Annotated in this window: 26 protein-coding genes, 1 tRNA gene and 1 pseudogene; 12 read left to right on the top strand and 16 right to left on the bottom strand. The window is 70.6% G+C overall.

Going from position 1 to position 26,332, the window contains the following annotated elements; all coding sequences use genetic code 11:
- Positions 1–147: 147 nt before the first annotated feature.
- Positions 148–1,302, bottom strand: coding sequence for a cystathionine gamma-synthase (locus tag LZP97_RS02010; protein ID WP_048771876.1), 1,155 nt, complete (start codon positions 1,300–1,302; stop codon positions 148–150).
- Between the two features lie 80 nt (positions 1,303–1,382).
- Positions 1,383–2,768: a cystathionine beta-synthase gene (locus LZP97_RS02005; protein ID WP_010592891.1), complete on the bottom strand. Its 1,386-nt coding sequence runs from the start codon at positions 2,766–2,768 to the stop codon at positions 1,383–1,385.
- Positions 2,769–2,883: 115 nt separating this feature from the next.
- On the opposite strand from LZP97_RS02005, the gene LZP97_RS02000 reads away from it, so the two are divergent.
- Positions 2,884–3,846 carry an SGNH/GDSL hydrolase family protein gene (locus LZP97_RS02000; RefSeq protein WP_010592892.1) on the top strand — a complete coding sequence of 321 codons (963 nt, stop codon included), beginning with the start codon at positions 2,884–2,886 and terminating at the stop codon, positions 3,844–3,846.
- Here LZP97_RS02000 and LZP97_RS01995 read toward each other — a convergent pair.
- The 3 genes from LZP97_RS01995 to LZP97_RS01985 all read right to left on the bottom strand — a co-directional run bounded on the left by LZP97_RS01995 (position 3,843) and on the right by LZP97_RS01985 (position 6,273).
- Positions 3,843–4,694, bottom strand: a complete 852-nt coding sequence (locus LZP97_RS01995) for a Bax inhibitor-1/YccA family protein (RefSeq protein ID WP_026137644.1) — start codon at positions 4,692–4,694, stop codon at positions 3,843–3,845. The genes LZP97_RS02000 and LZP97_RS01995 overlap by 4 nt on opposite strands.
- A 95-nt stretch (positions 4,695–4,789) precedes the next feature.
- The gene (locus tag LZP97_RS01990) at positions 4,790–5,920 is read right to left on the bottom strand and encodes a class I SAM-dependent methyltransferase (protein ID WP_048771880.1); all 1,131 of its coding nucleotides are present in this window, start codon (positions 5,918–5,920) and stop codon (positions 4,790–4,792) included.
- A complete protein-coding gene (locus LZP97_RS01985; protein WP_048771882.1) occupies positions 5,914–6,273 on the bottom strand; it encodes a hypothetical protein in 360 nt (119 codons plus the stop codon). Before LZP97_RS01985 ends, LZP97_RS01990 begins: the two co-directional genes overlap by 7 nt.
- Positions 6,274–6,434: 161 nt before the next feature.
- Here LZP97_RS01985 and LZP97_RS01980 point away from each other — a divergent pair, with 161 nt between their 5' ends.
- A complete protein-coding gene (locus LZP97_RS01980) occupies positions 6,435–9,929 on the top strand; it encodes a serine/threonine-protein kinase (RefSeq protein ID WP_048771885.1) in 3,495 nt (1,164 codons plus the stop codon).
- Positions 9,930–9,973: 44 nt separating this feature from the next.
- On the top strand, positions 9,974–10,990 hold the full coding sequence (locus LZP97_RS01975) for a magnesium transporter CorA family protein (RefSeq protein ID WP_048771887.1): 1,017 nt from the start codon (positions 9,974–9,976) through the stop codon (positions 10,988–10,990).
- Between the two features lie 31 nt (positions 10,991–11,021).
- Here the strand turns inward: LZP97_RS01975 and LZP97_RS01970 are convergent, their stop codons facing one another.
- Positions 11,022–11,213, bottom strand: coding sequence for a hypothetical protein (locus LZP97_RS01970; protein WP_010592900.1), 192 nt, complete (start codon positions 11,211–11,213; stop codon positions 11,022–11,024).
- Between the two features lie 110 nt (positions 11,214–11,323).
- Between LZP97_RS01970 and LZP97_RS01965 the strand changes: the two genes are divergently transcribed.
- Positions 11,324–11,521, top strand: coding sequence for a CsbD family protein (locus tag LZP97_RS01965; RefSeq protein WP_003935098.1), 198 nt, complete (start codon positions 11,324–11,326; stop codon positions 11,519–11,521).
- A gap of 72 nt (positions 11,522–11,593) precedes the next feature.
- Here LZP97_RS01965 and LZP97_RS01960 read toward each other — a convergent pair whose 3' ends face one another.
- Positions 11,594–13,090 (bottom strand): DUF4389 domain-containing protein, encoded by a 1,497-nt coding sequence (locus tag LZP97_RS01960; protein ID WP_048771891.1) that lies wholly within the window; start codon positions 13,088–13,090, stop codon positions 11,594–11,596.
- A 357-nt stretch (positions 13,091–13,447) separates the two neighbouring features.
- On the opposite strand from LZP97_RS01960, the gene LZP97_RS01955 reads away from it, so the two are divergent.
- The 5 genes and pseudogenes from LZP97_RS01955 (at position 13,448) to LZP97_RS01935 (ending at position 15,525) form a co-directional block, all read left to right on the top strand.
- A complete protein-coding gene (locus LZP97_RS01955) occupies positions 13,448–13,591 on the top strand; it encodes a hypothetical protein (protein ID WP_169833332.1) in 144 nt (47 codons plus the stop codon).
- Positions 13,592–13,888: 297 nt separating this feature from the next.
- On the top strand, positions 13,889–14,590 hold the full coding sequence (locus tag LZP97_RS01950) for a type 1 glutamine amidotransferase domain-containing protein (RefSeq protein ID WP_040274538.1): 702 nt from the start codon (positions 13,889–13,891) through the stop codon (positions 14,588–14,590).
- Positions 14,591–14,594: 4 nt separating this feature from the next.
- Positions 14,595–15,024: pseudogene (locus tag LZP97_RS01945) on the top strand (glutathione-dependent formaldehyde dehydrogenase); the annotation flags it as partial.
- Between the two features lie 54 nt (positions 15,025–15,078).
- Complete coding sequence (locus LZP97_RS01940; protein ID WP_156525151.1) at positions 15,079–15,231, top strand: hypothetical protein; 153 nt, start codon at positions 15,079–15,081, stop codon at positions 15,229–15,231.
- A 132-nt stretch (positions 15,232–15,363) separates the two neighbouring features.
- Positions 15,364–15,525, top strand: a complete 162-nt coding sequence (locus tag LZP97_RS01935; RefSeq protein WP_234420170.1) for a hypothetical protein — start codon at positions 15,364–15,366, stop codon at positions 15,523–15,525.
- A 31-nt stretch (positions 15,526–15,556) separates the two neighbouring features.
- Here LZP97_RS01935 and LZP97_RS01930 read toward each other — a convergent pair whose 3' ends face one another.
- From LZP97_RS01930 to LZP97_RS01895, 8 genes are all read right to left on the bottom strand, one after another.
- On the bottom strand, positions 15,557–15,727 hold the full coding sequence (locus LZP97_RS01930; protein ID WP_162919285.1) for a hypothetical protein: 171 nt from the start codon (positions 15,725–15,727) through the stop codon (positions 15,557–15,559).
- 182 nt (positions 15,728–15,909) lie between these two features.
- Positions 15,910–16,752: a hypothetical protein gene (locus LZP97_RS01925; RefSeq protein ID WP_234420169.1), complete on the bottom strand. Its 843-nt coding sequence runs from the start codon at positions 16,750–16,752 to the stop codon at positions 15,910–15,912.
- 133 nt (positions 16,753–16,885) lie between these two features.
- A tRNA-Leu gene (locus LZP97_RS01920) sits at positions 16,886–16,962 on the bottom strand.
- Positions 16,963–17,080: 118 nt separating this feature from the next.
- A complete protein-coding gene (locus LZP97_RS01915; protein ID WP_040274533.1) occupies positions 17,081–18,037 on the bottom strand; it encodes a Ppx/GppA phosphatase family protein in 957 nt (318 codons plus the stop codon).
- The gene (locus LZP97_RS01910; protein ID WP_040274530.1) at positions 18,034–18,561 is read right to left on the bottom strand and encodes a DUF501 domain-containing protein; all 528 of its coding nucleotides are present in this window, start codon (positions 18,559–18,561) and stop codon (positions 18,034–18,036) included. Before LZP97_RS01910 ends, LZP97_RS01915 begins: the two co-directional genes overlap by 4 nt.
- Positions 18,558–19,220 carry an FtsB family cell division protein gene (locus tag LZP97_RS01905; protein ID WP_048771906.1) on the bottom strand — a complete coding sequence of 221 codons (663 nt, stop codon included), beginning with the start codon at positions 19,218–19,220 and terminating at the stop codon, positions 18,558–18,560. Before LZP97_RS01905 ends, LZP97_RS01910 begins: the two co-directional genes overlap by 4 nt.
- A gap of 10 nt (positions 19,221–19,230) precedes the next feature.
- Positions 19,231–20,517, bottom strand: coding sequence for a phosphopyruvate hydratase (gene eno, locus LZP97_RS01900; RefSeq protein ID WP_003935106.1), 1,287 nt, complete (start codon positions 20,515–20,517; stop codon positions 19,231–19,233).
- Between the two features lie 153 nt (positions 20,518–20,670).
- Complete coding sequence (locus LZP97_RS01895; protein ID WP_010592911.1) at positions 20,671–21,432, bottom strand: lytic transglycosylase domain-containing protein; 762 nt, start codon at positions 21,430–21,432, stop codon at positions 20,671–20,673.
- Between the two features lie 139 nt (positions 21,433–21,571).
- On the opposite strand from LZP97_RS01895, the gene efeU reads away from it, so the two are divergent.
- The 3 genes from efeU to efeB are packed head-to-tail and all read left to right on the top strand — an operon-like array spanning position 21,572 to position 24,880.
- A complete protein-coding gene (efeU, locus tag LZP97_RS01890; RefSeq protein ID WP_010592912.1) occupies positions 21,572–22,450 on the top strand; it encodes an iron uptake transporter permease EfeU in 879 nt (292 codons plus the stop codon).
- Between the two features lie 28 nt (positions 22,451–22,478).
- Positions 22,479–23,618, top strand: a complete 1,140-nt coding sequence (gene efeO, locus LZP97_RS01885) for an iron uptake system protein EfeO (protein WP_040274524.1) — start codon at positions 22,479–22,481, stop codon at positions 23,616–23,618.
- Positions 23,615–24,880 carry an iron uptake transporter deferrochelatase/peroxidase subunit gene (efeB, locus tag LZP97_RS01880; RefSeq protein ID WP_040274522.1) on the top strand — a complete coding sequence of 422 codons (1,266 nt, stop codon included), beginning with the start codon at positions 23,615–23,617 and terminating at the stop codon, positions 24,878–24,880. The genes efeO and efeB overlap by 4 nt, the downstream gene beginning before the upstream one ends.
- A 29-nt stretch (positions 24,881–24,909) precedes the next feature.
- Here the strand turns inward: efeB and LZP97_RS01875 are convergent, their stop codons facing one another.
- Positions 24,910–26,283 carry a sugar transferase gene (locus LZP97_RS01875; protein ID WP_040274520.1) on the bottom strand — a complete coding sequence of 458 codons (1,374 nt, stop codon included), beginning with the start codon at positions 26,281–26,283 and terminating at the stop codon, positions 24,910–24,912.
- Positions 26,284–26,332 lie beyond the last annotated feature (49 nt).

Below are 26,332 nucleotides of genomic sequence, written 5' to 3'. Positions count from 1 at the left end.
CGATCACCGATGCGGTTCGTTACATCCATATCATATATATGCGAGAACGCGTTCTAGTTCCGGACTTGTGACGCGCCACACACACGGGACTTGAAGTTACAGCAACATGGTCGTCGCCGCTCGCACACCCGGCCGGCCGACGCCCCGTCAGGCCGTGAGCGCCTGCTCGACGTCCGCGAGGAGGTCGGCGGCATCCTCGATACCCACCGACAGGCGCACCAGATCGTCCGGAACCTCGAGCAGCGACCCGGCCGTCGAGGCGTGCGTCATCGCGCCCGGGTGCTCGATCAGCGACTCCACACCCCCGAGGGACTCCGCGAGCGTGAAGATCTCGGTGCGTGCGCAGAAGTCGAGGGCGGCCTGCTTGCCCCCGGCCAGACGCAGCGAGATCATGCCGCCGAACCGGCGCATCTGCTTCGAGGCGACGGCGTGATCCGGATGCGACTCGTGGCCGGGGTAGATCACCCGGGTGACGGCGGGATGCCCGTCGAGCAACTCGACGATCTTCTCGGCGTTGTCGCTGTGCCGTTCCATGCGCAGGGCCAGCGTCTTGATACCGCGCATCGTCAGGTACGCGTCGAACGGGCCCGGGACGGCGCCCGCGCCGTTCTGCAGGAACGCGAACTTCGCGTCCAGCTCCTCGTCGTTCGTCACCAGCGCACCACCGACGACGTCGGAGTGGCCGCCGAGGTACTTGGTGGTCGAGTGCAGCGCGACGTCGGCACCCAGGGTCAGCGGCTGCTGCAGGTACGGCGACGCGAACGTGTTGTCGACGACGATCTTCGCCCCACCGGTGTGCGCGACGTCGGCGAGTGCCGCGATGTCGCCGATGTTGAGCAGGGGGTTCGTCGGGGTCTCGACCCACACCAGTCTGGTGGTGGGCCGCATCGCCTCTCGCACGGCGTCGACGTCGGAGATCGGCGCCGGCGTGTACTCGATGCCCCACTGCGTGAACACCTTGTCGATCAGCCGGAAGGTGCCGCCGTAGGCGTCGTTGGGGATGACGAGATGATCGCCGGGGCGCAGCACCGAACGCAGCAGGCAGTCGGTGGCGGCCATGCCGGAACTGAAGGCCCGGCCGAACGTTCCCGCCTCGATGGCCGCGAGATTCGCCTCGAGCGGCTTGCGGGTGGGGTTGCCGGTGCGGGCGTACTCGAATCCGCCGCGCATCCCGCCGACGCCGTCCTGCGCGAACGTCGAACTCGCATAGATGGGAACGTTGACGGCACCGGTGGCCGGGTCGGGATCGTATCCGGCGTGGACCGCTCGGGTGGAGAATCCGTGGCTGCGCTGCTCACTCATGCCGCTCAGCGTAGTCGGGGGGCGGAAGAACCACGGGCCGGGGAACATTCCCCGGCCCGTGGGTCACCGCGGGAAAGGCGTCAGGAGCCGGCGCTGATGAACCCGAGCAGGTCGTGGCGGGTGATCACCCCGACGGGCTTGCCGTCGTCGATGACCAGCAGCGCGTCGGTGTCGCCGAACGCCTTCGTGGCGGCGGCGATCGACTCGCCGACGCCGATCAGCGGCAGGGTCGGGCTCATGTGCTTCGCGACGGGGTCGGCCAGCCGGGCGCGGCCCTCGAAGACCGCGCTGAGCAGTTCCCGCTCGCTGACGCTGCCCGCGACCTCACCGGCGGTGACGGGCGGCTCGGCGCCCACGACCGGCATCTGCGAGACCCCGTATTCGCGGAGGATCTCGATGGCGTCGCGGACCGTCTCGGACGGATGCGTGTGCACCAGCGCGGGCAGCTCGCCGGACTTGCTGCGCAGGACGTCGCCGACGGTCGAATCGTCGGGCTTGCCGTCGAGCGGGGCCCGCAGGAAACCGTACGAGGCCATCCAGTTGTCGTTGAAGATCTTCGACATGTAACCGCGCCCACCGTCGGGCAGCAGCACCACGACGAGGGCGTCCGGACCCTCGCGCTCGGCGACCCGCAGGGCGGCGACGACGGCCATGCCGCACGACCCGCCGACGAGCAGGCCCTCCTCGCGGGCGAGCCGGCGGGTCATGTCGAACGAGTCGGCGTCGGAGACGGCGATGATCTCGTCGGGAATCGACGGATCGTAGGCGCTCGGCCAGAAGTCCTCGCCGACGCCCTCCACGAGATACGGGCGACCGGTGCCGCCGGAGTACACGGAGCCCTCCGGGTCGGCGCCGATCACCTTGACCGTGCCGCCCGACACCTCCTTGAGGTAGCGGCCGGTGCCGGTGATGGTGCCGCCGGTGCCGACGCCGGCGACGAAGTGGGTCACCTTGCCGTCGGTGTCGCGCCAGATCTCGGGACCGGTGGTCTCGTAGTGGCTCTCCGGACCGGCCGGGTTGGAGTACTGGTCCGGCTTCCATCCACCCGGCAGTTCACGGGCGAGACGATCGGAGACGGTGTAGTAGCTGTCGGGGTGCTCCGGGGGGACCGCGGTCGGGCACACCACGACCTCGGCCCCGTACGCGCGCAGCACGTTGCGCTTGTCCTCGCTGACCTTGTCGGGGCACACGAACACGCACTTGTAACCGCGCTGCTGGGCGACGAGCGCGAGACCGATCCCCGTGTTGCCGGAGGTCGGTTCGACGATGGTGCCGCCCGGCTTCAGTGCACCGGACTTCTCGGCGGCGTCGACCATCTTGACCGCGATGCGGTCCTTCGAGCTGCCGCCCGGGTTGAGGTATTCGATCTTCGCCGCGACCACGCCCGAACCCGGTGTCGTCACCGAGTTGAGCTTGACCAGCGGGGTGTTTCCGATGAGGTCGACGACGGAATCCGCGATGCGCATTCCTCCATGCTCTCAGATGCCGGCGCACGACGGCGTTCCGGCTGCTCGAGCGGCGGATTCGACGCACACTGGACACGGCAACGTCAGGGCCGTCCGCTCGGAAAGGTGATCTCCCGTGCCCCGAACCTCGTGGCGCGCCGCGGCGCTGGCCGGCGCGACGGCCGTCGCCGCCGGCTCCGGCGCCGGCGGCGCCTCCTGGCTCACGTACACGTACCTGATGCGCCAGGCGACGGCGGCGAGAGGTGTCATCGGCCGTACCTGGGCGAGGCCGCCCGAGGCGGACGGGGTGTACCCGCCCGGAGCGCAGTCCCCGGTGCCGTGGCGCCGCGGCGTGCCGTTCGACCTGCACCTGATGATCTTCGGGGATTCGACGGCCGCCGGCCTGGGCTGCGTCAGCGCCGCGGAGGTGCCGGGAGTGCTGCTGGCCCGGGCGCTGGCCGACGAGTCGGGCCGCAGCGTCCGGCTCGACACGAAGGCCATCGCCGGCGCCACGTCGCGGGGACTGGCCGGGCAGGTCGACGCGATGTTCGTGGCGGGTCCGCCGCCCGACGCGGCCGTGATCCTGGTCGGGGCCAACGACGTGACCGCGAAACTGTCGCTGCACCGTTCGGCACAGCGACTGGGCTCGGCGGTGCGGCGTCTGCGCACGAGCGGCGCCGCCGTCGTCGTCGGTACGTGTCCCGACCTGGGGGTGGTCGGCGCGATTCCCCAGCCGCTGCGCACCGTGGTACGGACGTGGGGGCGGCAACTGGCCCGCGCGCAGGCCGCGGCGACACGCGCGGCCGGCGGGTATCCGGTGCCGCTGGCCGACCTGCTGACACCCGAGTTCCTGTCCGCGCCCGACCGCCTGTTCTCCGCGGACGGGTTTCATCCCTCGGCCGCGGGATACGAACTCGCGGCCGGACACCTGCTGCCGGTGCTGGCCGCCGCGCTCGGACTCTGGGCCGGTGGCCCGGTGCCGGCTCCGCCGCAGACGTCGGCGGCCGCGCGGCTGTGGCTGCCCCGGACACGCCGCGGGCCCCGGGAACGGGTGTTCCCGGGGCCCGCGGTCGGCACGGTGGCCGGAGAGCTGGGCTAGTCGTTCTGGAAGTACGACAGCAGGCGCAGGATCTCGACGTACAGCCAGACCAGGGTGACGGTCAGACCGAAGGCGACGCCCCACGCGGCCTTCTCCGGCGCCTGGGCGCGGATGAGCTGATCGGCGGCGTCGAAGTCCAGCAGGAAGCTGAACGCGGCGATGCCGATGCAGACGAGACTGAAGACGATCGCCAGGGCGCCGCCGTCGCGCAGGCCGAGGCCACCGTCGACGAAGAAGCTCGCGACGAGGTTGCCCAGCGCCAGGACGAGGACACCGATCAGGGCGCCGACGATCATGCGGGTCAGGCGCGGGGTCACGCGGATCGCGCCGGTGCGGTAGACGACGAGCATGCCGAAGAACACGCCGAACGTGCCGAGCACCGCCTGGACGATCAGGGTTCCGCCGCCGGCGCCACCGAAGGTGATGTCGGTGAACATGAACGACAGCGCGCCGAGGAAGAAGCCCTCGGCGACGGCATAGGCCAGGACGATGGCCGGGTTGTCCATCTTGCGGCCGAAGGTGGCCACGAGGACCAGGACCAGGCCGATGAGACCGCCGCCGATGACGAACGGCGCGGCGAGGTTCGCGTTGCCGTTGACGAGGACGTAGGAGATCAGCGCCGAGATCGCCAGCACCCCGAGCGTGATGCCGGTCTTGGTGACGACGTCGTCGATCGTCATCGACCGCTCGGTGGCGGGCCGGGCCCACGGGTCCGTCGGCGCGTACTGCGGCTGACCGAATTGCTGGGTGACCTGCGCGGCGCCCGCCGTCGCAGAGCCGAACGTGGCGTATCCGCCGCCCTCTTGCTTGGGCAGGTTGCGGAACACCGGGTTACTGGTGGTGCGCACCGTGCACATCCCTTCTGGTGGTCGGTTCTGTCCGTTCAACGATCCGCGGACGCCGGGAGTTCCCGGACCCGAGCCGAGCACGGACAAACCGGACTCTACCGGGTGCGCACGGACCTGGTCACGGTGAACTTACGGTTGCGTCCGGCAACTTCCGTGCGGCCGATCGTCCGCTGCAGGATCCCACGATAGTTCAGGTGGGTGTTGTAGACGGTCCACAGTTCCCCGCCCGGACGCAGCAGCCGGGCCGCCGCGTCGAACATCTTCACGGCGGCACCGGTGTGCACGGCGGCGCCGACGTGGAACGGCGGATTGCACAACACCACGTCCACGGAGGCGTCCGGCAGCGTCCCGGCGACGTCGTCGCGCAGTACGTCGACCCGGTCGGCGACGTGGTTCGCGGCGGCGGTGGCGGCGGCCGAGGCGACCGCCGCGGCCGACTGGTCGGTGGCGGTCACCCGCAGGCCGGGGAGCTGCCGGGCCGCGGCGACGGCCAGGATGCCGGTGCCGCAGCCGAGGTCGACGGCGGTCCTCGCGTCGCGCGGCAACCGGGGCACGAAGCCCAGCAGGAACCGGGTGCCGATGTCCAGGCGGGGGCCGGCGAACGCCGCCCCGTGCGCGACGACGGTCAGCCCCGCCTCGGGCACCGTGCCGGTCACCGGGTAGGTCGGCTCGGTCGCGATCGGGCCGCGGGCGGTGAGCACCCGCGACTTCTGCCGGCCGCGGGAGGCGCGTACCTCCGTGAAGCACCGGGCCAGTACCTCGTTCATCGCGGGCGTGATGTGCTTGTCGCGACCCCCGGCGAACACCGTCACACCGGGATCGGCATACCGGGCGACGGCCTCGGCGATCTCGGTGAGCGCGGCGAGCGACCGCGGCAACTGCAGCAGCACCACCCGGACCCCGGCGAGCAGGTCGCTGCCGAGGTCGTGCGTGGTGTAACGATCGGTCAGTCCTTCGCGGGCGGCGTTCGCGGCCAGGGCCCGCTCCCCCACCACCGAGTCCTGGTGAACCCGGATCCCCGACGCGGAGTGCCGCACGGCGACGCCGAGCGTGAGAGCCCCGTAGTGGTCGTCGATCACCGCGACGGTCCCGGCCGGCGCCGCGGCGAGCGCGGCACCGGCCTCGTCGAGAATCAACCGGTCGGCGGCGTCGACGGCGACCAGGTTGGGCGCCTCCACGTCGGGGAGGCGCCGCAACCGGGCGAACAGCTCCTCGCCGGTCAGCACTGCCCCTTGCCGGCGTTCTCGATGGCACGCAGGGTGTCGGCCTGCTGCTCCTCGCTCAGCTCCGCCCACGCCGGCAGCGACTTCTGCGCGTCGGCGACGGAGGCAGCAGCCTGGGCGCGGTCCTGTCCCCAGGATTCGAGCTGGTCGAAGTACGGCACGAGGGCGCCGCAGATCTCGTCGTAGCTCTGGCCCAGCTCGATGCCCGTGCTTCCGGTGACCTGGCTCGTGCTCGGCGCGGCGGTGGTGGACTCGGTGGTCCCCTCGGCTGCGGAGCCGGAGTCACCGGACGAGCCGCAGGCCGCCGCGAGCAGCACCGCACCCGTACCGAACAGCGCCGCGAGAGTCTTCTTCATCGTTTCCCAATTCCGATCGCAGTGTCGTTTCCCGGAAGATCCGGCCGTCGTTGCCGGGAGCCCCGGCCGGACAACGGTAATGGAGAACCGGCGATCCATCCGTGTCGTGCCCGCCACACCCGGGACTATCCTGGAGGAATCCACATGAGGTGAGTGCCCCGATGGCAGAGAACGATCCCCTCGCCACCCAGCGAGCCACGGTCTCCCACGTCGCCGCGGCGGAGGACGAGACCGTCGAGGATCTGCGCCTCGCGGGGTTCGCCGAGGCAACCGAGATCGGCCGTGGTGGCTTCGGGGTGGTGTACCGGTGCCGGGAGACGGCGCTCGAGCGCACCGTCGCGGTGAAGGTGCTCACCGCCCCGCTCGACGCCGACAACCTCGACCGATTCCTCCGCGAGCAGCGCGCGATGGGCAGGCTCTCCGGGCATCCGCACATCGTCACCGTCCTGCAGGTCGGCACCACCGGCAGTGGCCGGCCCTACCTGGTCATGCACTACCACCCCCACGACTCGCTCGAGGCGCGCATCCGCCGCTACGGGCCGTTGCCGTGGCCGGACGTGCTGCGCATCGGCGTCAAGCTCGCCGGGGCGCTCGAGACGGCGCACCGGGCCGACGTGCTGCACCGCGACGTCAAGCCCGCGAACATCCTGCTCACCCAGTACGGCGAACCGCAGCTCACCGACTTCGGCATCGCCCGCATCGCGGACGGCTTCCGCACCTCGTCCGGCGCGATCACGGGCTCCCCCGCCTTCACCGCGCCGGAGATCCTGGCCGGGTCGCCGCCGACCCCGGCCGCCGACGTCTACGGTCTGGCCGCCACCCTGTTCTGCGCGCTGACCGGGCATGCGGCGTTCGAGCGGCGCCGCGGGGAGCAGGTGGTCACGCAGTTCCTGCGGATCACCACCGAACCGGTCCCGGATCTGCGGGGCACCGGCGTCCCCGAGGAGGTGTGCTCTGCCCTGGAACGCGGCATGGCCACCGATCCGGATGCCCGTCCGCAGTCCGCCGCGGAGTTCGGGGAGTTGCTGCAGCGGGCCCAGGAGCGGGGCGGCTGCGACGTGGACGAGATGGCGCTGCCCGCGGATCCGGACGGACCCGGGCCGCTGCCCGTCCCGGGAACCCCGCACACCACCGGACCCCACCTCACGCCCACCTCGATCACCACGCCGCCGGTGCCGGTGACCCGGTTCCGGCCGCACGCCGCCAGCCGACCGCTGGTCCCGCGCACCCACCTCATCGACCGGCTGCGCCTCGCCCGCCGCCGCCGCCTCGTCGCGATCCATGCCCCGACCGGATTCGGGAAGTCGACGCTGGCCGCACAGTGGCGGGAGGTCCTCACCGCCGAGGGCGTCGCGGTGGCCTGGCTCGCGGTCGACCGGGACGACAACGACGTCGTGTGGTTCCTCACCCATCTGATCGAGGCGTTCCGGCAGGTGCGTCCGCAGTTCGCCCGCCAGCTGCGGCAGGTGCTCGAGGCCCACGGCGACGACGCCGAACGGTACGTCCTGTCCACCCTCATCGACGAGATCCATCACGAGGAGACCCCGATGGCCTTGGTGATCGAGGACTGGCACCTCGTCACCGCACCGGGAACCGTCGCGGCACTGGACTTCCTCCTCGACCGAGGATGTCATCACCTGCAGCTCGTGGTGACCAGCCGAAGCCGGGCCGGGCTGCCGCTCAGCCGGATGCGGGTCCTCGACGAGCTCGTCGAGATCGACTCCGAGGCTTTGCGGTTCGACGCCGAGGAAGCCGAGGGCTTCCTACGCGACGTGAGCGGCCTCGACCTCGGACTCGAGGACATCCGGGGCCTGACCGAAGTCACCGACGGCTGGGTCGCCGCGCTGCAACTGGTGTCCCTGTCCCTGCGCGACAGCGAGGACCCGACCGATCTGATCGAGAACCTCTCGGGCCGCCACCACGCCATCGGCGAGTTCCTCGCAGACAACGTGCTCGACACCCTCGAGCCGGAGGTGTACGAGTTCCTGCTCGCGACGTCCGTCACCGACGAGATCACCGGCAGCCTCGCCACCGCGCTCACCGGCGACCTGCACGGACAGGCGATGCTCGAGCAGATCGAGGCCCGGGATCTGTTCCTGCGCCGGGTCGACGACGAGGGCAGCTGGTTCCGCTACCACCGGCTGTTCGCGGATTTCCTGCGCCGTCGGCTCGAGCGTGATCATCCCGAACGCGTGGAGCCGCTCCATCGTGCCGCTGCGCAATGGTTCGCACACCAGCACATGCTGCGCGAGGCCGTGGACCACGCGCTCAGCGCCGACGACCAGGAACTCGCCGTCGACATCATCGCCGCCGACGGGATGTTCCTGATCGAGCACTCCCACATGACGACCCTGCTGGCGCTGGTCGCGAAGCTACCGCCCCGCGTGGTGGCCACGCACCCGCGGCTGCAGATGACGGTGGCGTGGGCGAACGCGTTGCTGCAGCGGGCCAACCAGACCCGCACCGCACTCGCGGCGGCGCGGGGATGTTTCAGCTGCTGCAATGCGGCGGCGGAGGACATCGCGGTCCTGCAGGTCGAGGCCGACGTCGTCGAGGGTGTCGTCGCAGTCTCCACCGACCGCATCGCCGACGTGGCGGACAAGGTCGCGCCGTGCCTGGACGATCCGGACGCCTTCCGGCCGTGGGTGGTGTCCGTCGCGGCGAACGTGGCGACCTTCGTGGACATCTACCGGTTCGACTTCGAAGCCGCCCGGCGGCGGCAGCGGTGGGCCGAGCCCTACCACCGCGCCTCCAACGGCCCCTTCAGCCGCGTGTACGGGCAGTGCCTGCTCGGCATCGCGGCCAACGAGCAGCTCGACGTCGCCGCGGCCGAGGGACATTTCCGTGCGGGACTGCGGGCCGCGCGCAAAGTGGGCGGCATCCACACCCACGCCGCGCGGCTGGCCGCCGCCATGCTCGGGGAGCTGCTCTACGAACAGGGCCGGATCACCGAGGCCGAGGCCTTGCTCGACGAAAGTCACGAGCTCGGAACCGAGGGCGGCGTACCGGACTTCATGATCGCCCGGTTCGTCACGGCCGCGCGGCTCAAGTCCCTGCGCGGTGACCGCGTCGCCGCGGCGGCCCTGCTCGACGAGGGAGCGCGGGCCGCCGACGACTATCGGCTGCCGCGACTGCGTGCCCGGGTGGTCAACGAACGCGTGCGGCTCGGCCTGCCGGGGCCGCAGCCCGCCCCGCGACAGATGCCCGATTCCGATGCCCCCGACCCCGACGGCGTCGCCGAGATCACCGCGCAGGTGGAGGACGCCACCGCCATCCGGCTGCTCTACGGCAGCGGCAGGCCCGAGGACGCCGCCGTGGCATGCGAGTGGGCCCGGCTGTGGCACCGCCGCGTCTCCGGACGCGGCCGCCGTCGCGCCGAACTGCAGGCGCTGCGGCTGCTGGTGGCGTGCCTGCACGCCGCCGGACGGATCGAGGAGGCCCAGCACGTGCTGGCCCCCGCCGTGGCGACGTGCGGGCGCCTGGGCATGCTCCGCTACCTCGTCGACGGCGGGGCCCACGTGGTGCCGCTCCTGCCCCTGCTACGCGATCGGCTGCGCACCCTGTTGTGGCCCCCGGACTGGCCGGCCGTGGACGAGGCCTTCCTCGACGAGATGGTGCGGCTGGCGGAGGCCGGCGGCGCGAGCATCGCGCTGTGAACCCGGGCCGCCCCGAACACCCCGGGGTAGGGCAGACTGCGAGCGTGACCGCTGCCGTCCCCGACCACATCCGCACCAGGCTCTGGCGCGACGGACGGCTCGTCGCCGAGAACTACCCGCTTGCGGACGTCTCCGACTACCTCCGGGACGAGACCGCCCTGGTGTGGGTGGATCTGCACGATCCGACGCACCGCGAGCTGACCGACATCGCGGAGGAGCTGGCATTCGATCCGCACGCCGTCGAGGACGTGGTGGCGCACGGGGAACGCACGAAAGTCACCCGCTACTCCACGCACACCTTCCTGACCGTCTACGCCACGTCGCTGGCGTACGGGAGCGAGCCGGCCGACACGCTCGGGTCCCGGCTCGAGACCACGCGGGTCTCGGTGTTCGTGGTCCCACGCGGCCTGGTCACGGTGCACCGGGGTACCGGATTCGACGTCGAGGAGATGGTGCGGCGCTGGGACGACAACGCCGACCTGCTGCGGCACGGCACCGCCGCGCTGCTGCACGGGCTGCTCGACGTCGTCGTCGACGGCCAGTTCGAGGCCATCCAGGGCCTCGACGACGCGATCGAGGAACTCGAGGACGGGCTGTTCGACGAGCGTGCGCACATACGCTCGCTCCAGCGTCGCACCTACCGGGTACGCAAGGAACTCGTCCAGTTGCGCCGTGTCGTCCTGCCGATGCGCGAGGTGGTCGCCGCGGTGATGCGGCACCGGGCCGAGCGGGGCAACTCCGTCGAACTCGACGGCTGGTACAGCGACCTGTACGACCACGTCATCCGCGCGACGGAATGGACCGAATCCCTGCGTGACATGGTCACCACGGTCTTCGAAACGAACCTGTCGCTGCAGGACGCGCAGCTGAACACGGTGATGAAGAAGCTCACGGGGTGGGCCGCGATCATCGCCGTGCCCACCGCGGTGACAGGGTGGTACGGACAGAACGTGCCGTACCCCGGCTTCGGGCAGTGGAGCGGGGTGCTGTCGAGCACCGCGGTCATCGCCGCGTCCGCGGGAACCCTCTACATCGTGTTCAAGCAACGCAACTGGTTGTGACGGACGCCGGGTACGGCACGTGTCTGCTCGGCTACGTGGTTCCTTCGGAGTCGTCGAAGAACCGCCAGTCGTCGTCGCCCTCGACCCTGACCTCCATACGCCAGCCCAGTTCGCTGTTGTCGGCCTTGGAGTCCACGAACCAGGCGTGCGCGTCGTCCGCGCTCTCGATGTCCTTGGTCGCCACCACTTCGCCCTTGGGGTCGATCACTCGGTATGTAGCCATGCCGGGGGCTTTCCCCGGCGATCCGGCACTCAAACCCGAGCCCCCAGGATTGGCATGGCCGGGGCCGGGGTATCCGGGGATGGAAGTGACCACGGACGAAGGAGGATGAAGTGGCTGATTTCATCGACAAGGCCAAGCACAAGGCCGAGGACGTCACCGGTCAGGCCAAGGAAGGCGCCGGCCGCGCGACCGGCGACCGCGACCTCGAGGCCGAGGGCCGGGGCGACCAGGCGTCGAGCGGTCTGAAGCAGGCGGGCGACAAGATCTCCGATGCCGCCGGCAAGGTCAAGGACTCGTTCAAGAAGTAGCGCCGCGGCGCGCAAGCACGCGCGTGGCCCCGTCGACCCCGTCGACGGGGCCACGGCTCGTTTCCGGGGCCGTCAGCGTCCCTCCCCCGGCCGTGCCTGCTCCCCGGAGGTCGCGTTGCCGTACTGCTCCTTCGACAGCGGAATCTGCGTTCGACCGGGTTCCGGTGAGAGGTCGTCGCGCGGCCCGGCCAGCGGCGCGTACTCGTGCAGTTCCCGGGGGCCCTGGTCGAGCCGGAACGGCGGGTACTCGTCGCGCAGCAGCGCCGCGTAGGCCCACACCCGGAAACGCCAGCGGTTGATGCCCACGACGAGATCGAACACCCCGCTCGGGTAGCGGGCGGTGAACAGCAGGGCGATCGCCGCGACGAGCACGAGAATGCCGAGCAGGGACCACGAGTAGGTCCACGCCGCGTCGTCCCAGTCGCCTGAGGTCGCGGTGGCCCCGCCTCCGACGAGCACGGCGAGGATCAGGTAGTGCGGGACGGCGAGCAGCCACCACTTGACCAGCACCAGTCCCCGGGAGAGACGTTCCGGATAGGGGACGTCGAAGTCGGCGGGGTAGTCCGTGCGATGCAGGCTGAAGGGCGGATACCGGTCGGTGCCCAGCGCCGAGTAGGTGTAGAACCCCACCCGCCACCACCACCGCATCACGCCGACGTTGAAGTCGAACAGCGCCCGCGGGTAGCGGCCGGTGAACAGGATCGCGAAGCCCGCGACGACGGTCGTGACGAAGTGCGCGATCGCGAGGAAGAAGAGCACGATGTAGTGCGGGATCGCCAAGAGCCACTTCACGAGCCACAGCCAGCGCGACGGCGAGTCCGGGTCGCCGCGCAACATCACCGGGTAGGTGCCCGGGGCGACGGCGGCCGGCGGCGGAGCGTGCGCCGAGGGCGGACCGTGCCGGCCGAGCCCCACCGCGCCGAGGACGAGCAGCGGCACCCCGATCACGAGCAGGACGAGAGCACTGACGAGCAGCCACAGCGCGAGGGGTCCCAGGAACGGGAACTGGGCGCCCGCCTGCAGGTCCACGACGACGCCCGGGGTGGCGTCGGCGTTCATCACGACGATCGACCACACCCCTTCCTGGAAGTCCCAGCGCAATTCCTGTGTCCCGGGTCCGGCAGCCGACGCGGCCCAGAAGTCCTCGTCACCGGGCACCCGGGCGGGGTCGTCGCCGGGGATCTCGCGGTACTCGGCGCGGAACGGCTCGAACCGGACGTCGGTGAGTTCGGCGTGTGCGACCCCGGACAGGAAGGCGTCGACCTCCCGCTGCGGGCCGATGCCGACGAACACCGGCTGTCCGGGATCCTCCGATGCCGCACGCAACCTGAGCCGGCCGAAGTCCTCGGCGCCGAAACCGGTGGGCGTGTCGTCGAAGACCAGGTCGATGCGTTCGGAGACGAGGGCGCTCGAGTCGGTGCGGAAACGCTCGGTCGGAGCGGTGAACCAGCCGTCGTCGCGCTGGACGAAGTACCCCCAGCCGAGCACGCCGGCGGCGGCGAGCAGGGCCAGTCCGAGCATCGACAGCAGAACACCCACCACGAACATGACGATGTTGCCGGCCTTCATAGCGGCCTCCGATTCGGAGTGTCGTACACGCGGTCCGAACTCACCGTAGACGCGACCGAACCGGACGAACAAGACTTTGCCCCACCTCGCCGCGCCGCACCCCGCGACACGTCACGCACCGGTTCCGTGCGCGTAACGCATCGGCCATCCAGCGGCGTGTAGGGTGAGGGCATCGACGACACGTCTCGGTCGATCGCTTCCGGTCGGGCGAGTACAGCGTGATTTCGGTCGAGCACCACCCACCGAGCCCTGCCCCGGAACTGCCGTACCCGCATACCGGGTGCGGGTGTAGCGGCGGCAGCGTCGGGGTACCACAGCTACGCCGCCCGACACGGCTCGCCGGCCCGAAAGGACATCATGCACAACGAAACCGAGTTCCAGACGCCGCTCTTCGTCGAGCCCACCACTCCCGGCGACGAGGGCAGCACCGAGCCCGTCGCGACCTCGCAGCCGCCGAGCGGCCCCTACGACTACAACGCCATCTTCTCCGCCCGGGCCTGATCGCCGTCCGCGTCGTTCCGTACTGCGGGAAATCGGTTTCGGACTGCGGGATGACGTGCCCGCCAGACGATCCCGGCGCCGCCCTCGCAACGGATGACCCGTGCGGCCGGACCGCCGCCCGGTCGCGTACAGTGGACCACGGCCGGAGGGGAAGACCCGGCCACGCGAACGCCCCGGCTCCGTGCCGGGGCGTTCGTCATTCCGGGCGATGCCCGGAACGACGATTGGAACCGGCCGGGAACGGGAACGCACCCTGTGGGTCGCCCCACGACCCGTTCCCGACCGGAAGGATTGATCATGACCGAGGTGCTGTTCGTCGTGACAGGAGCCGATCACTGGACGCTCGCCGACGGGACGCAACACCCGACGGGATTCTGGGCCGAGGAACTGATCGAGCCGTACCGGGTGTTCACCGATGCCGGCTTCCATCTCACGTTCGCCACGCCGGGCGGCCGCAGCCCGGTCGTGGACGAGGCCAGCCTCGCACCCGACGCCGCCGGCGGCGAGGACCGCAGTGACGAGCTGCGGCGGACCCTCACGGAGCTGAGGCCGGTCCTCGACTCGCCCGCCGTACTCGAGGACGTGCGCGCCGAGGACTACGACCTCGTGTTCGTCCCGGGCGGGCACGGCCCGATGGAGGACCTCGCCGTGTCCGAACCGTTCGGCAGGCTGCTCGCGGAGTTCATGGCCGCCGGCAAGCTCGTCTCCGTCGTATGCCATGCTCCCGCAGCGTTGTTGCCCGCACGAGGTGCCGACGGCGGCTGGCTCTTCGACGGGTACCGGATGACCGGCTTCACCAACGAGGAGGAGACGCAGGCCGGGCTCGCCGAGAAGGCGCCGTGGCTGCTCGAGGACCGCCTCCGCGAGAGCGGCGCCCGATTCGACGCGGGACCGGCATGGGAATCACACGTGGTCGTCGACCGCAGCCTCTACACCGGGCAGAACCCGGCGTCGTCGCGGGCGGTGGCCGAGCGAGTGGTCGAGGCGACGAAGAGTTAGCCCCTTCGGCGCCCGAGGACTCTCGGAGGGCGGATCGGACACCCTGTGGTTCACAGCCGGACGCGTGATCGTGATCGATCCCCTCGACTACCGACTCGCGAAGACGCGCACGTTCGCGCACGCCGAGATGTACAACCCTGAACTGGGCGATCGACTCGGTCCGCAAGGCCGGGACGATCCCGGTGATGGGCGCGTACGGCTCGACGTTCAGCGCCGTGAAGTTCGGGGACTCCATGGACGAGGGACTGACGCTGCGGATGAACCAGTGCCCGGTCGAGCGTCGATCGCCACGCTTGTCCGAGCACATCCGTAACGGTTACCTCAACCCGAAAGAGGTTGTCACGCAAAGAATCCCACGCGAACACATCGCGGAGGCCTATCACATCATGCCGGCCGAGCTGGACGACTGCATCAGGAATCGTCTCTGCTCGTAACCGCCGGCGGGACTACGCCTTGCAGACATACCGGACATCCGGTTTCCTGTAGCTGTGCGCTGCCCGTGGAAGTGGAACAAGGACGAACCGCTCTTCGGTGACCCCGAGGCCCCGCGCGGCATGGTGGCGATCGTCGCCGTCGTCGTCGCGGTCGTCGTCTCGGCGACAGTGCTGTTGCTGCTGGCCTCGGGCGGGACGCTGCGCTGAGACTGCGGCGGAAGACTCGCCGGCGGCCGTCGTGCCACCCCTCCCCTGCGTTCCGGGCGTCGTATTCGGCCGAATGCGGCCCGAAGGGAATGTTCGCCTGGAACGATTCCGGGTGTGAAGCACTTTCGGATTGTGGACCGAGACGGTGCCGTCATCGACCAGCAGTCGTTCGAGACCCAGGACGAAGCCCTCGCATGGGCGCACACCCACCCGCGGTCGGGAGCCCCGGAATGGACGCTGGAGGAACAGGTCGGGCACGACTGGGAGAAACGGGAGAACCGGGAGCGGTCCTGACCCGACCGGTCGGGACCGTCCCGGCCGTGGATCACCCCTTCTGACGCTTCGCCCAGGTCAGCAGAAGCTTCGGCTCTCCGGGATCGGAAGAATCGAGTTCCAGCGTGGCGTCTTCGGGAGCGCCCGCGAGGAAGGCCCGGACGATACTCATCGTGACCGGCGTCGTGAGGGACAGAACGGCACTTTCGGATTCGTTCGACATGTTCCGAACGTATCGTCATCGCGGACCCCGTGCCGGGTGGGAAGAGCGATCGAACTACCCGACGGCAACTGGATCGGTGGCGTGTCGTCGGTTCTCCCCGCCTGACGACGTGTCCTGCCGAACCCTCCCGGATGCCGTGAGCGGTTCGCCGCTTCCGCCGGGTCTCTGCTCGACGGGCCCCGTCAGGGAGTCAACGCCCGGCAATCGTCGAGCTGAGCGGGGGGCTGTCCACCGCCCCGTTCCCGGCTGTCGTCCTGGATGACCGTGCCGACGTACCGATTGGTGAACGGGATCTGGTCGGCCTCCACGGTCCCCTGCAGCACGATCCTGCCATTGACCCTGGCCGTGTACCGGTTCCCGTCGGCACGCAGCTCGACGACCGCGCCTTCGGGGAACTTCGACGTGGACGCGTACTGCGGCGTCCCCGCGGCGGGAGCGAATCCGTTCGGGCTGGAAGGATCCTCGTAGTACAACGCCATCATGCTCTCGGTGAACGCGAACTGCACACCGGTGTCGACACCGGGATTGGCACGCACCACCGGACCGATCGACGAGTGCTCCGGGTCGCGTCCGTTCCAGCGGACCACACACCGCATCACCTGCGTCTCGCTCGGCATCGGCTCACTCCAGAACGCGAGACTCAGCGGGGTCGACGGAGTCCCCCGGCCGTCGAGATGACCGTTCACGATCTTCAGGGTGCCGCCCCCGTGGGTGATCCAGTTCGGGCCGAGCGGACCGTCCGGACGATCGAAGTCGTCGGCCGCACGCAGGACCAGCGGAGCCGGTGCGCGGCGGATGCCCTCGACCCCCTCGTCGGCGGTGGCCACGAGCGGGGAGGCTGCCATCCCTGGAATCGGAGCGAACTCCGGCGCGGAGGCGCGGACCTGTTCGTCGGCGGTACCCGGATCCGCGGCGGCGAGGGGTGAGACTCCGGTTGCGAGGGCCAGCGACCCCCACACGATGCCGAGCCGCACTGCACCCCTCCGGACGGACGCGCCCAGGCGATCGTTTGGTTCGGTAAGCACACAGGGCATTGTAGGGGCGGAAGTCGCGGCTGCCAGTGATGCCCGTCACGACCATCGCCCTCGGCCCCACGCGGGGCGGTCTGGAAGCCGTATCGAACGCGCCGGTCGGGTCGGCTCACAGCTGGTTGGGTTGTGGTGCCCCCAGTCGGACTCGAACCGACACTCGGCGGATTTTAAGTCCGCTGCCTCTGCCAATTGGGCTATGGGGGCGCATGAAGAGAGTAGAGCGTGGCGCCTCGGGGCCCGCAGCCGCGTCGCGCCCAGTCATCCGCGGAGACGATCGTCAGCGCGTACGGCTGGGCGCGGAGCGGCTGAGTGCCGCGGCTGCCTACGCGATCGACAGTGCGATCCCGTCGAGGATGTCGTGCTCGCTCACGACCAGCTCGCCGATGCCCGCGCGACGAGCGAGTTCGTCGGCCAGCACCGTCGTGACGACGGCTCCGCCCCCGATGACGTCGACCCGTCCGGGGTGCATCGGGCCGAGCGCGGCGCGTTCGTCGTGGGTGGCGGCGAGCAGGCCGTCGCACACCTGGCGCAGCCGGTCGAAGCCGACGGTGGACAGGTGCACCCGCTCGGGGTCGTATTCCTCGAGCCCGTTCGCGAGCGCCGCGATCGTGGTCATGGTGCCGGCGACGCCGACCCAGGTGCGAGCCTGCTCCACCGGCACGTGGGCGAGCGCTTCGGTGATCTTCTCCCCCGCGAACGTGCGCGCCGCGGCGACCTGCTCGGCCGTGGGCGGGTCGTCGTGCAGGCACCGCTCGGTCAGGCGCACGCACCCGATGTCGGTGGAGTAGGCGGCGTGCACGCCGTCCGCGTCGCCGAGCACCACCTCGGTGGAACCGCCGCCGAGGTCGACGACGACGAACGGCCCGCGTGCCGGGTCGAGTTCGCCCACGGCGCCGGTGAAGGACAGCCGCGCTTCCTCGTCGCCGGAGATGACTTCGGCCTCGGCACCGGCGATCACCGCGCCGAGGACCTCGCGGGTCATGGCGAAGAAGTCGTCCCGGTTGGCGGCGTCGCGGGTGGCGGAGGTGGCGACCATTCGCACCGCCTGCGCCCCGGTCTCGCGGACGAGGCCGGCGTATTCGACGAGGGCGACGCGGGTGCGTTCGATCGCCTCGGGGGCGAGCCGGCCGGTCGCGTCGACGCCCTGGCCGAGCCGCACGACCCGCATCAACCGGGTGACGTCGGTGAGCCGGCCGCCGTCGTCGAGATCGGCGATGAGCAGGCGGATGGAGTTGGTGCCGCAATCGATCGCCGCGACGCGGCGGGTACCCGCGGTCACTCGCCCTGCCCGCGCAGTTCGGCGTAGGTGGGCCAGTCGGCGGGGATCGCGGTGCCGCGCAGGCCGGCGTCGGCGGCGAGGGCGACGGCTTCGTCGCCGAACGGGTTCACCCCGGGTCCTTTGGCGAGGGAATGAGCGATGAGTACGTGCAGGCACTTGACGCGGTCGGGCATGCCGCCGCCGCTGAAGTCGGTGCCGAGCGATTCGATGGCGTCGCGTTCGGCCAGGTAGGACTCGTGGGCACGGCGGTACGCGGCCGCGATCTCCGGGTCGGCGGCGATCCGCTCGGTCATCTCCCTCATGACCCCACCGGATTCCTGCCGGCTGGCCTCGGCGGTGAGCCGCGGATCGGTGAGGTAGAACAGCGTCGGGAACGGCGTGCCGTCGGGCAGCTTGGGTGCGGTCTTCACCACGCCGGGGGCGCCGTCCGGGCAGCGGTAGGCGATGGCGAGAACGCCACGCGGAGCCCGCCCGAGCTGGGCGGCGACGGCGTCGAGGTCTTCCTGTGCGACGGGATCGGTCACCCGGTCGGTTCTCCTGGTTCTGGGGGCGCCACCGGCATCTGCCGCGGCACCGGGGCGGGTTCGGGTTCTGGCGCGGGCACGGACACCGACTGCCACAGGTCGCTGTACCAGGCGCCCGTGGAAGGCAGTTCCTCGGCTTGCTCGGCGACCGGTTCCTGATAGTCGCCGGGCAACTGCACCTGGTAGGGGGTTTCGCCGGGCATGACGAACCGCAGGCGCTCGCGGGCCTGGGCGCGGATCCACGCGGGATCCTCGATCTGCGCCTTCTGTTCGCGCAGCGCCGCGATCTCCTGCTCGAGCTGCGCCCGTTCCGCGGCGACCCGCTCGGCCTCGGACCGTTGGCTGACGTACGTGCGCAGCGGAACCGCGAGGGTCAGGGCGAGCCCGCACACCACGAGGGCGAGGACGACGGCACGGCCGGTGGACAGGCCGAAGAAGGTGCGCTCGGCGCGGGCGGCCCGGGACTCGCGCGGCGTCCCGACCCGGGTGGGCCGGGCCCGGCCCCCGGTGCCTCCGGTGCGGGCACCGGAGGCGTCGGCGGTCGGTTCCGTCGAGGCAGTCGGTCCGGCCGGGCGGGCCCGGCCGGGCCGCCGAGCGCCCGGCGCACCCTCGGTGCGGGTGCGTCGGGCGCCGGGCCGGGACCTACCGCGCTGGCTCATGCGGGTGCGCTCAGCCCTCGATGTTGAAACGCGGGAACGCCAGTTCGCCGGCGTACCGGGCGGCGTCGCCGAGCGACTCCTCGATGCGCAGCAGCTGGTTGTACTTGGCGACGCGCTCGGAGCGGGCCGGAGCACCGGTCTTGATCTGGCCGCTGCCCACGGCGACGGCGAGGTCCGCGATGGTGGTGTCCTCGGTCTCGCCGGAGCGGTGGCTCATCATCGACTTGTACCCGTTGCGATGCGCGAGATCGACCGCGTCGAGGGTCTCGGTGAGGGTGCCGATCTGGTTCACCTTCACGAGCAGCGCGTTGGCGGCACCCTTGACGATGCCTTCCTCGAGGCGCTCGGGGTTGGTGACGAAGAGGTCGTCGCCGACCAGCTGCACCTTGTTGCCGATCTTGTCGGTCAGCGCGACCCAGCCGTCCCAGTCGTCCTCGCTCAGCGGGTCCTCGATGGACACGAGCGGGTATGCGGAGAGCAACTCGTCGTAGAAGTCGGCGAGCTCGTCCGCGGTGCGGTCCTTGCCCTCGAACTTGTAGCCGGTGCCCGCGGTGTAGAACTCGGTGGCGGCGACGTCCAGCGCGAGCGCGACATCCGTTCCGAGCTTCAGACCGGTCTTGGCGACGGCCTCGCTGATGAGGTCGAGGGCCTCCTTGGTGCCGGCGACGTCGGGCGCGAATCCACCCTCGTCACCGAGGCCGGTGGCCAGGCCGCGGCTCTTGAGCACGGACTTGAGGGAGTGGTACACCTCGGCGCCCCAGCGCAGGGACTCCTTGAAGGTGGGCGCGCCGATCGGGGCGACCATGAACTCCTGCACGTCGACGCCGGTGTCGGCGTGAGCGCCGCCGTTGAGGATGTTCATCATCGGCACGGGCAGGATGTGGGCGTTCGGGCCGCCGAGGTAGCGGAACAGCTCGAGCCCGGAGGACTCGGCCGCCGCCTTGGCGACGGCGAGGGAGGCACCGAGGAGCGCGTTGGCTCCGAGCCGGCCCTTGTCGGGGGTGCCGTCGGTGTCGAGGAGGGCCTGGTCGACGGTGCGCTGTTCGGTCGCGTCGAGACCGATGATCGCCGGGGCGATCTCGCCGAGGACGCCCTCGACGGCCTGCTCGACGCCCTTGCCCAAGTAGCGCTCGCCGCCGTCGCGCAGCTCGACGGCCTCGTGCTCACCGGTGGAAGCACCGGACGGCACCGCAGCGCGGGCGAAACTTCCGTCGTCGAGCAGCACCTCGACCTCGACCGTGGGGTTACCACGCGAATCGAGGATCTCGCGGGCTCCTACCTGCTCAATGATGGCCACTGGCTGATTCTCCTTCGATGGACTTCACGCTGCGGGGTCTGCACGCTGGGGACAGCCTAACCGCCCCGACCTGCGCCCGAAGCACGGCGCGCCCCGCGGTGGCGGCCACCGGCGGGTTGCCCGGTGGCGAGGCGGACGGATCGGACAGTCGCGTCAGGGTCGACGGCCCACCCCGTACGCGGCGGCGCGGTCGCGTACCAGAGCGAGGTACTCACCCGAGAGGTTGTAGGCCATGAGAGCGCGCGTCCACCCCTCGGCAGTGGTGAGGTCGCCTCCGCGGTCGCACAGATAGCGGCCGGCGGACAGGGCCGCGTCGTCGATGTTGTCGGGATCGGCGACGCCGTCGCCGTTCGCGTCCACACCCCAACGGGACCAGGTCTCGGGAATGAACTGCATGGGCCCGACGGCCCGGTCGAGAACGGGATCACCGTCGAGGCGGCCCCCGTCGGTGTCGCGGATCTCGGCCAGTCCGGGTCCGCCGTCGAGGGGCACACCGCGGATCGGCGGGTCGACGCGGCCGTCCGGGGCGATGGCGGCGCCGTTGTACCGGCCGTGCCGGCTCTCGACGCTTCCGATACCGGCGAGGGTCGTCCAGGCGAGACCGCAGCCGGGGCGCGCGGCGGCGAGCACGGCGGCGGCGTGACCGTAGGCCTCGAGGGCGGTGCGGGGGATGCCGAGTGCCTCGGCCTGCGGCGCGGCCCAGTCCCGCAACTGGTCGGCGGTGCGGCCGGGGGCGTCGACGTCGATCGCCGGGACGGCGGTGCCGGGTACGGGCGGGACGCCGTCGGGGATCGGGATGCGCGGCTCGCGTGGGCTCCAGACCGCAACCCCGACGACCACGAGGATCGTCGCAGCGACCGCGCCGAACAGGACGCGCGGCCACGGTGAGCGTCGCGGCGAGGTGGCAGGGGGCATGGTTCCCATCATCCATATCGCCGGCAAAGCGCAGGTAAAGAGACCAAGGTCCCTTTCGACGGCGCTCTCGCCGGGTGTATGTTTTCGGCTTGCATCACCTAATAGAGGTTCGCCTCACCTAACTTTTGGAGTCGTGTCCATGTCAGTGCTTGCCGCGAGTTCCGGGGCGCCTTCGATCGCCACCCAGCTGATGGGTTCGGGTCTCATCGGCCTGCGCGAAGGCCTCGAAGCAGGCATCGTCGTGATGATCCTCGTCGCCTTCCTCGTCAAGTCCGAGCGCCGCGATGCACTGCGGTGGGTACGGCTCGGCGTCGGCACTGCCGTCGCCATGGTGGCCGCGACATTCGCGATCATCCATCTCGGCACCACCACCCTCACCGGGCTCGCCGCCGAAGTCGCCGCGGGTCTCGCCTCGCTCGTCGCGGTGGTGATCGTGACCGCCATGGTGCTATGGATGCGCACCGCATCGCGGTCGATCTCGGGCGATCTGCGCGCCGGGATGGAGAAGGCACTGCTCGCAGGACCGGCCGCGGTACTGACCCTGTCGTTCTTCGCGGTCGGGCGTGAAGGCCTGGAAACCGCGCTGCTGATGGTCGGGTACGCCGAGAACACCGCCGGCAGCGCGTGGCCGCTCGTCGGCCTGCTCCTCGGGCTCGGCGTGGCCGCCGTCCTCACGGTCCTGATGTACCTCGGGGCGATCCGGATCGACATGGCCCGCTTCTTCCGGTACACGGGTGTCTTCCTGGTCGTGGTCGCCGCCGGCATCCTGGCCTACGGCCTGCGCGCCCTCCAGATCGGCGGCGTCCTGCCCGGCGGCTCCACTCTCGCCTTCGACGCCTCAGCCCACTACGACGCCGGCAGCTGGTACGGAACCGTGCTGGCCGGCATCCTCAACCTCCGCCCGGATCCCACGATCCTGCAGGCCGTCGCGTGGGTGAGCTACCTCGCCGTCGTCCTGTCCCTGTTCCTGCGTCCCGTCGCGCCGGCGCGCACGGCCGAACCCGCCGTCGCCGCCTGACCCCTCCTGTTCGAAAGGCACCGATCACATGCGCCGATCCACGTACGCCCTCGCGGCGGCAGCGGCCCTGCCCCTCGCTCTGGCGGGCTGCACCGAGAAGTCGACCGCAGCCGACGACTCGATCGCCGTCACCGCCACCGACAACGCATGCGAGGTGGCGGCGGCGAAGGGCACGACCGGGCACTCCTCCTTCAGGATCACGAACAACGGAACCACGGTCACCGAGTTCTACGTGTTCGCCGCCGGCGACCGGGTGATGGGCGAGATCGAGAACATCGGCCCAGGACTCACCCGGCAGCTGATCGTGAACCTGCCCGAGGCCGGCACCTACGAACTGTCCTGCCGCCCCGGGATGGTCGGGGACGGCATCCGGCAGGAATTCGTGGTCACGGGTGATTCCAAGGCCGCCACCGACGCCGACGGCAAGCTCGCCGAGGCCGGGGACGGTTACCGCCGGTACATCCGCAGCCAGACCGAGGCGCTCGTCTCCGCCACCGGCGAATTCGTCGCCGCCGTGAAGGCGGGCAACGTCGACGAGGCCAAGCGGCTGTTCCCGATCAGCCGCACCTACTTCGAGCGAATCGAACCCGAGGCGGAGAGCTTCGGCGACCTCGACCCCCGGATCGACCTGCGCGAGGCCGACCTCGAGCCCGGTCAGGCGTGGACCGGCTTCCACCGGCTTGAGAAGGACCTGTGGGTGCAGGGCGCCCAGCCCGACACGGCTGCGATCGCCGATCAACTCTCCGCCGACGTCCGGGAGCTGGCCGAGCTGGTGAACGCCGACGACTACACGGTCGACCCGACCAAGATCGCCGGCAACGCGCAGGGTCTGCTCGACGAGGTCTCGACCTCGAAGATCACCGGCGAGGAGGACATCTTCTCGCACACCGACCTGTGGGACTTCCAGGGCAACGTGGACGGCTCCCAGGCCGCGGTCGCGGCCCTGCGCCCGATTCTCGACGCGAACGACCCGCAGCTGGCGCAGGCCATCGACGCCCGCTTCGCCGATCTGGACGCCGCGCTCGCGCAGTACCGGCAGGGCGACGGCTTCGTCTCCTACGACACCGTGACCGAGCCGCAGCGCCAGGAGCTGTCCCGCCTGCTCGACGCACTGTCGGCCGAGGTGAGCAAGGTGCAGGGCGTCGTCGCGGGGGCAGCGGGCGCATGAGCGAGACGCCGACCTCCGCGCCCGCGTCCCGCGCGGGCATCTCCCGCCGGCGCCTGTTCGGTGCCGTCGGTGCCGGAGCCGCGCTCGCCGGGGCGGGCGCGGTGGTCGGCCGGGTCACCGCCCCCGGTACGGACGTCGGCACCGCCGGCACCGTCCCGTTCCGGGGTGCGCATCAGGCCGGGATCGTGACCCCGGCCCAGGACCGCATGCACTTCGTCGCCTTCGACGTCACCACCGACGACCGGGACGAGGTGATCGCGCTGCTGAGGACGTGGACCGAGATGGCCGAGCGGATGACTGCCGGTCGCGAGGCCACCGAGGACGGCGCCACCGGCGACGGCCCCTACCATCCGCCCACCGACACCGGCGAGGCCCTGGACCTCGACGCCTCGCAGCTGACCCTGACCATCGGGTTCGGACCGTCGTTCTTCGACCGGTTCGGACTGTCCGAGCGCAGACCTGCTGCGCTGCAGAATCTTCCGCACTTCCCGGCGGACAACCTCGATCCCGCGCGCAGCGGCGGTGACATCGCGATCCAGGCATGCGCCAACGATCCACAGGTGGCGGTGCACGCCGTCCGCAATCTGGCCCGGGTCGCGTTCGGCACCGCGTCGGTACGCTGGTCGCAGCTCGGCTTCGGGCGCACCTCGTCCACTTCCACGTCGCAGCAGACACCGCGGAATCTGTTCGGGTTCAAGGACGGAACGAACAATCTCAAGGCCGAGGATCCCGCGGCGCTCGCCGAATCGGTCTGGGTGGACGCCGGCGACGACCAGGCCTGGCTCGCCGGCGGCACCTACCTGGTGGCGCGACGGATCCGCATGCTCATCGAGCAGTGGGACCGGGCGGTGCTGCAGGAGCAGGAACAGGTGATCGGCCGCACCAAGCGCGAGGGCGCTCCGCTCGGGAAGACCGGCGAATTCGACGAACTCGATCTCGAGTCCAAAGGACCGGACGGGCCGTTCGTCCCCGTCGCCGCGCACGTGCGGCTCGCGTCGGCTCAGCACCTCGGCGGGCTGAAGATCCTGCGCCGGGGATACAACTTCACCGACGGCTCCGACGGCCTCGGCCACCTGGACGCGGGCCTGTTCTTCATCGCGTTCTGCCGCAACCCGCTCGAACAGTTCGTGCCGATGCAGCGCGAACTGGCACGACGGGACGCACTCAACGAGTACATCCAGCATGTCGGGTCGGCGGTGTTCGCGTGCCCGGCCGGCCCGGCGCCGGGCGAGTACTGGGGGCAGGCGCTCTTCGAAGCGTGATGAGACGGCGCGTAGCGCGGGCTCTCAGTTCAGTAGGCGCCGTCGCTGTGCAACACGGCACGCAGGGTCCTGCGCAGGATCGACAGATCGAGCGCGAACGTCCAGTTCTCGACGTACCGCAGGTCGGCACGCACCGATTCCTCCCAGCTCAGGTTGCTGCGTCCGCTGACCTGCCACAATCCGGTCAGCCCCGGCTTCACGAACAACCGTCGGCGCGCGCCGTCCTCGCCGTAACGCGCCACCTCGCACTCGAGCGGAGGTCGTGGGCCCACCAGCGACATGTCGCCGGTGACTACGTTGAACAGCTGCGGCAGCTCGTCGAGCGAGTACCGGCGGATGACGCGGCCAACCCGCGTGACCCGGGGATCCTCCCGCATCTTGAACAGAATCCCGTTGCCGTCGCTGCGGTCGGCCAGCTCCGCGAGACGGTCCTCCGCGTCGACCACCATGCTGCGGAACTTGAACATCGTGAACGTCCGCCCGTCCCTGCCGACACGGGTCTGCCGGAAGAGCACGGGACCTGCGCTCGTGACGCGAATGGCCAGGGCAATTGCCAGCAACAGCGGCGCCAGCAGCGCCACGATCGCGAGGGCAGCGACCCGGTCGAAGATGTTCTTCACCACCCAGGCCGGGCCGACGTAGCGGGGGGCACTGAGCTGGAGCAGCGGCAGCCCGGCGAGCGGTGCCATGTGCAGGCGCGGTCCCACCAGGTCCATGAGGACCGGAGCCATCAGCAGATCGGCGCCCGTATGCTCCAGGTCCCAGCTGAGTCTGCGGGTCTTCGAATGAGTCCAGCCGCTCGACGGCAGCAGGGCGACCGCCTGGAACTCGTGCAACTGTGCAATCCCGACGATGTCGTCCTCGGTGCCGAGCACCGGCACGTCGTCGACGGCGAGCGGGAGTGCCTCGTCGAACTTCGTGACCGGCAGGCAGATCCCGTCCATCTGCCAGCCCGCGTCGCGGAACTCCTCCGCTCGGGCGAGCAGTTCGTGCACCTCCAGCGTGTCACCCGCGACCAGGACCGATCGCACGAAGCGTCCCCGCCGCCGGCGGCTGCGCACGAAGCGACGCAGCAGCAGGCGGGCACCGAGCGTCGCGACGGCGGCCAGCGGTAGTGCGCCGAAGACCCAGGACTGACCGCTCGCGGTCCCCCACGCGTAGCCGGCCACGGCCAACGTCGCCGTGGCGAGCACGTACGCCCGGCCGACTCGGCGCAGCTCCTCGACGCCGGCTCCCAGAACCCTGACGTCCCAAGCCCTCTGGATCGCGAGGCTCGACATCGCAGCGACCGGGACCACGGCGACGACGGCGAGCGTCTGCCCCGTGGGAATCTCCGGTGTGTGATAGCCGAAGGTGATTGCCAGGTCGGCCACCAGGATGCAGAACAGGTCGCAGCAGAACACCAGAACGGCATACCGGCGCTCCCACCGGGGCCTCGGAACAGGATTCGGG

This window comes from Rhodococcus sp. DMF-1, assembly GCF_021441945.1.
Classification (GTDB): Bacteria; Actinomycetota; Actinomycetes; order Mycobacteriales; family Mycobacteriaceae; genus Rhodococcus; species Rhodococcus ruber.
Note: the sequence above shows the minus strand (reverse complement) of the source record. Positions and strands in the feature narration are given on the sequence as shown.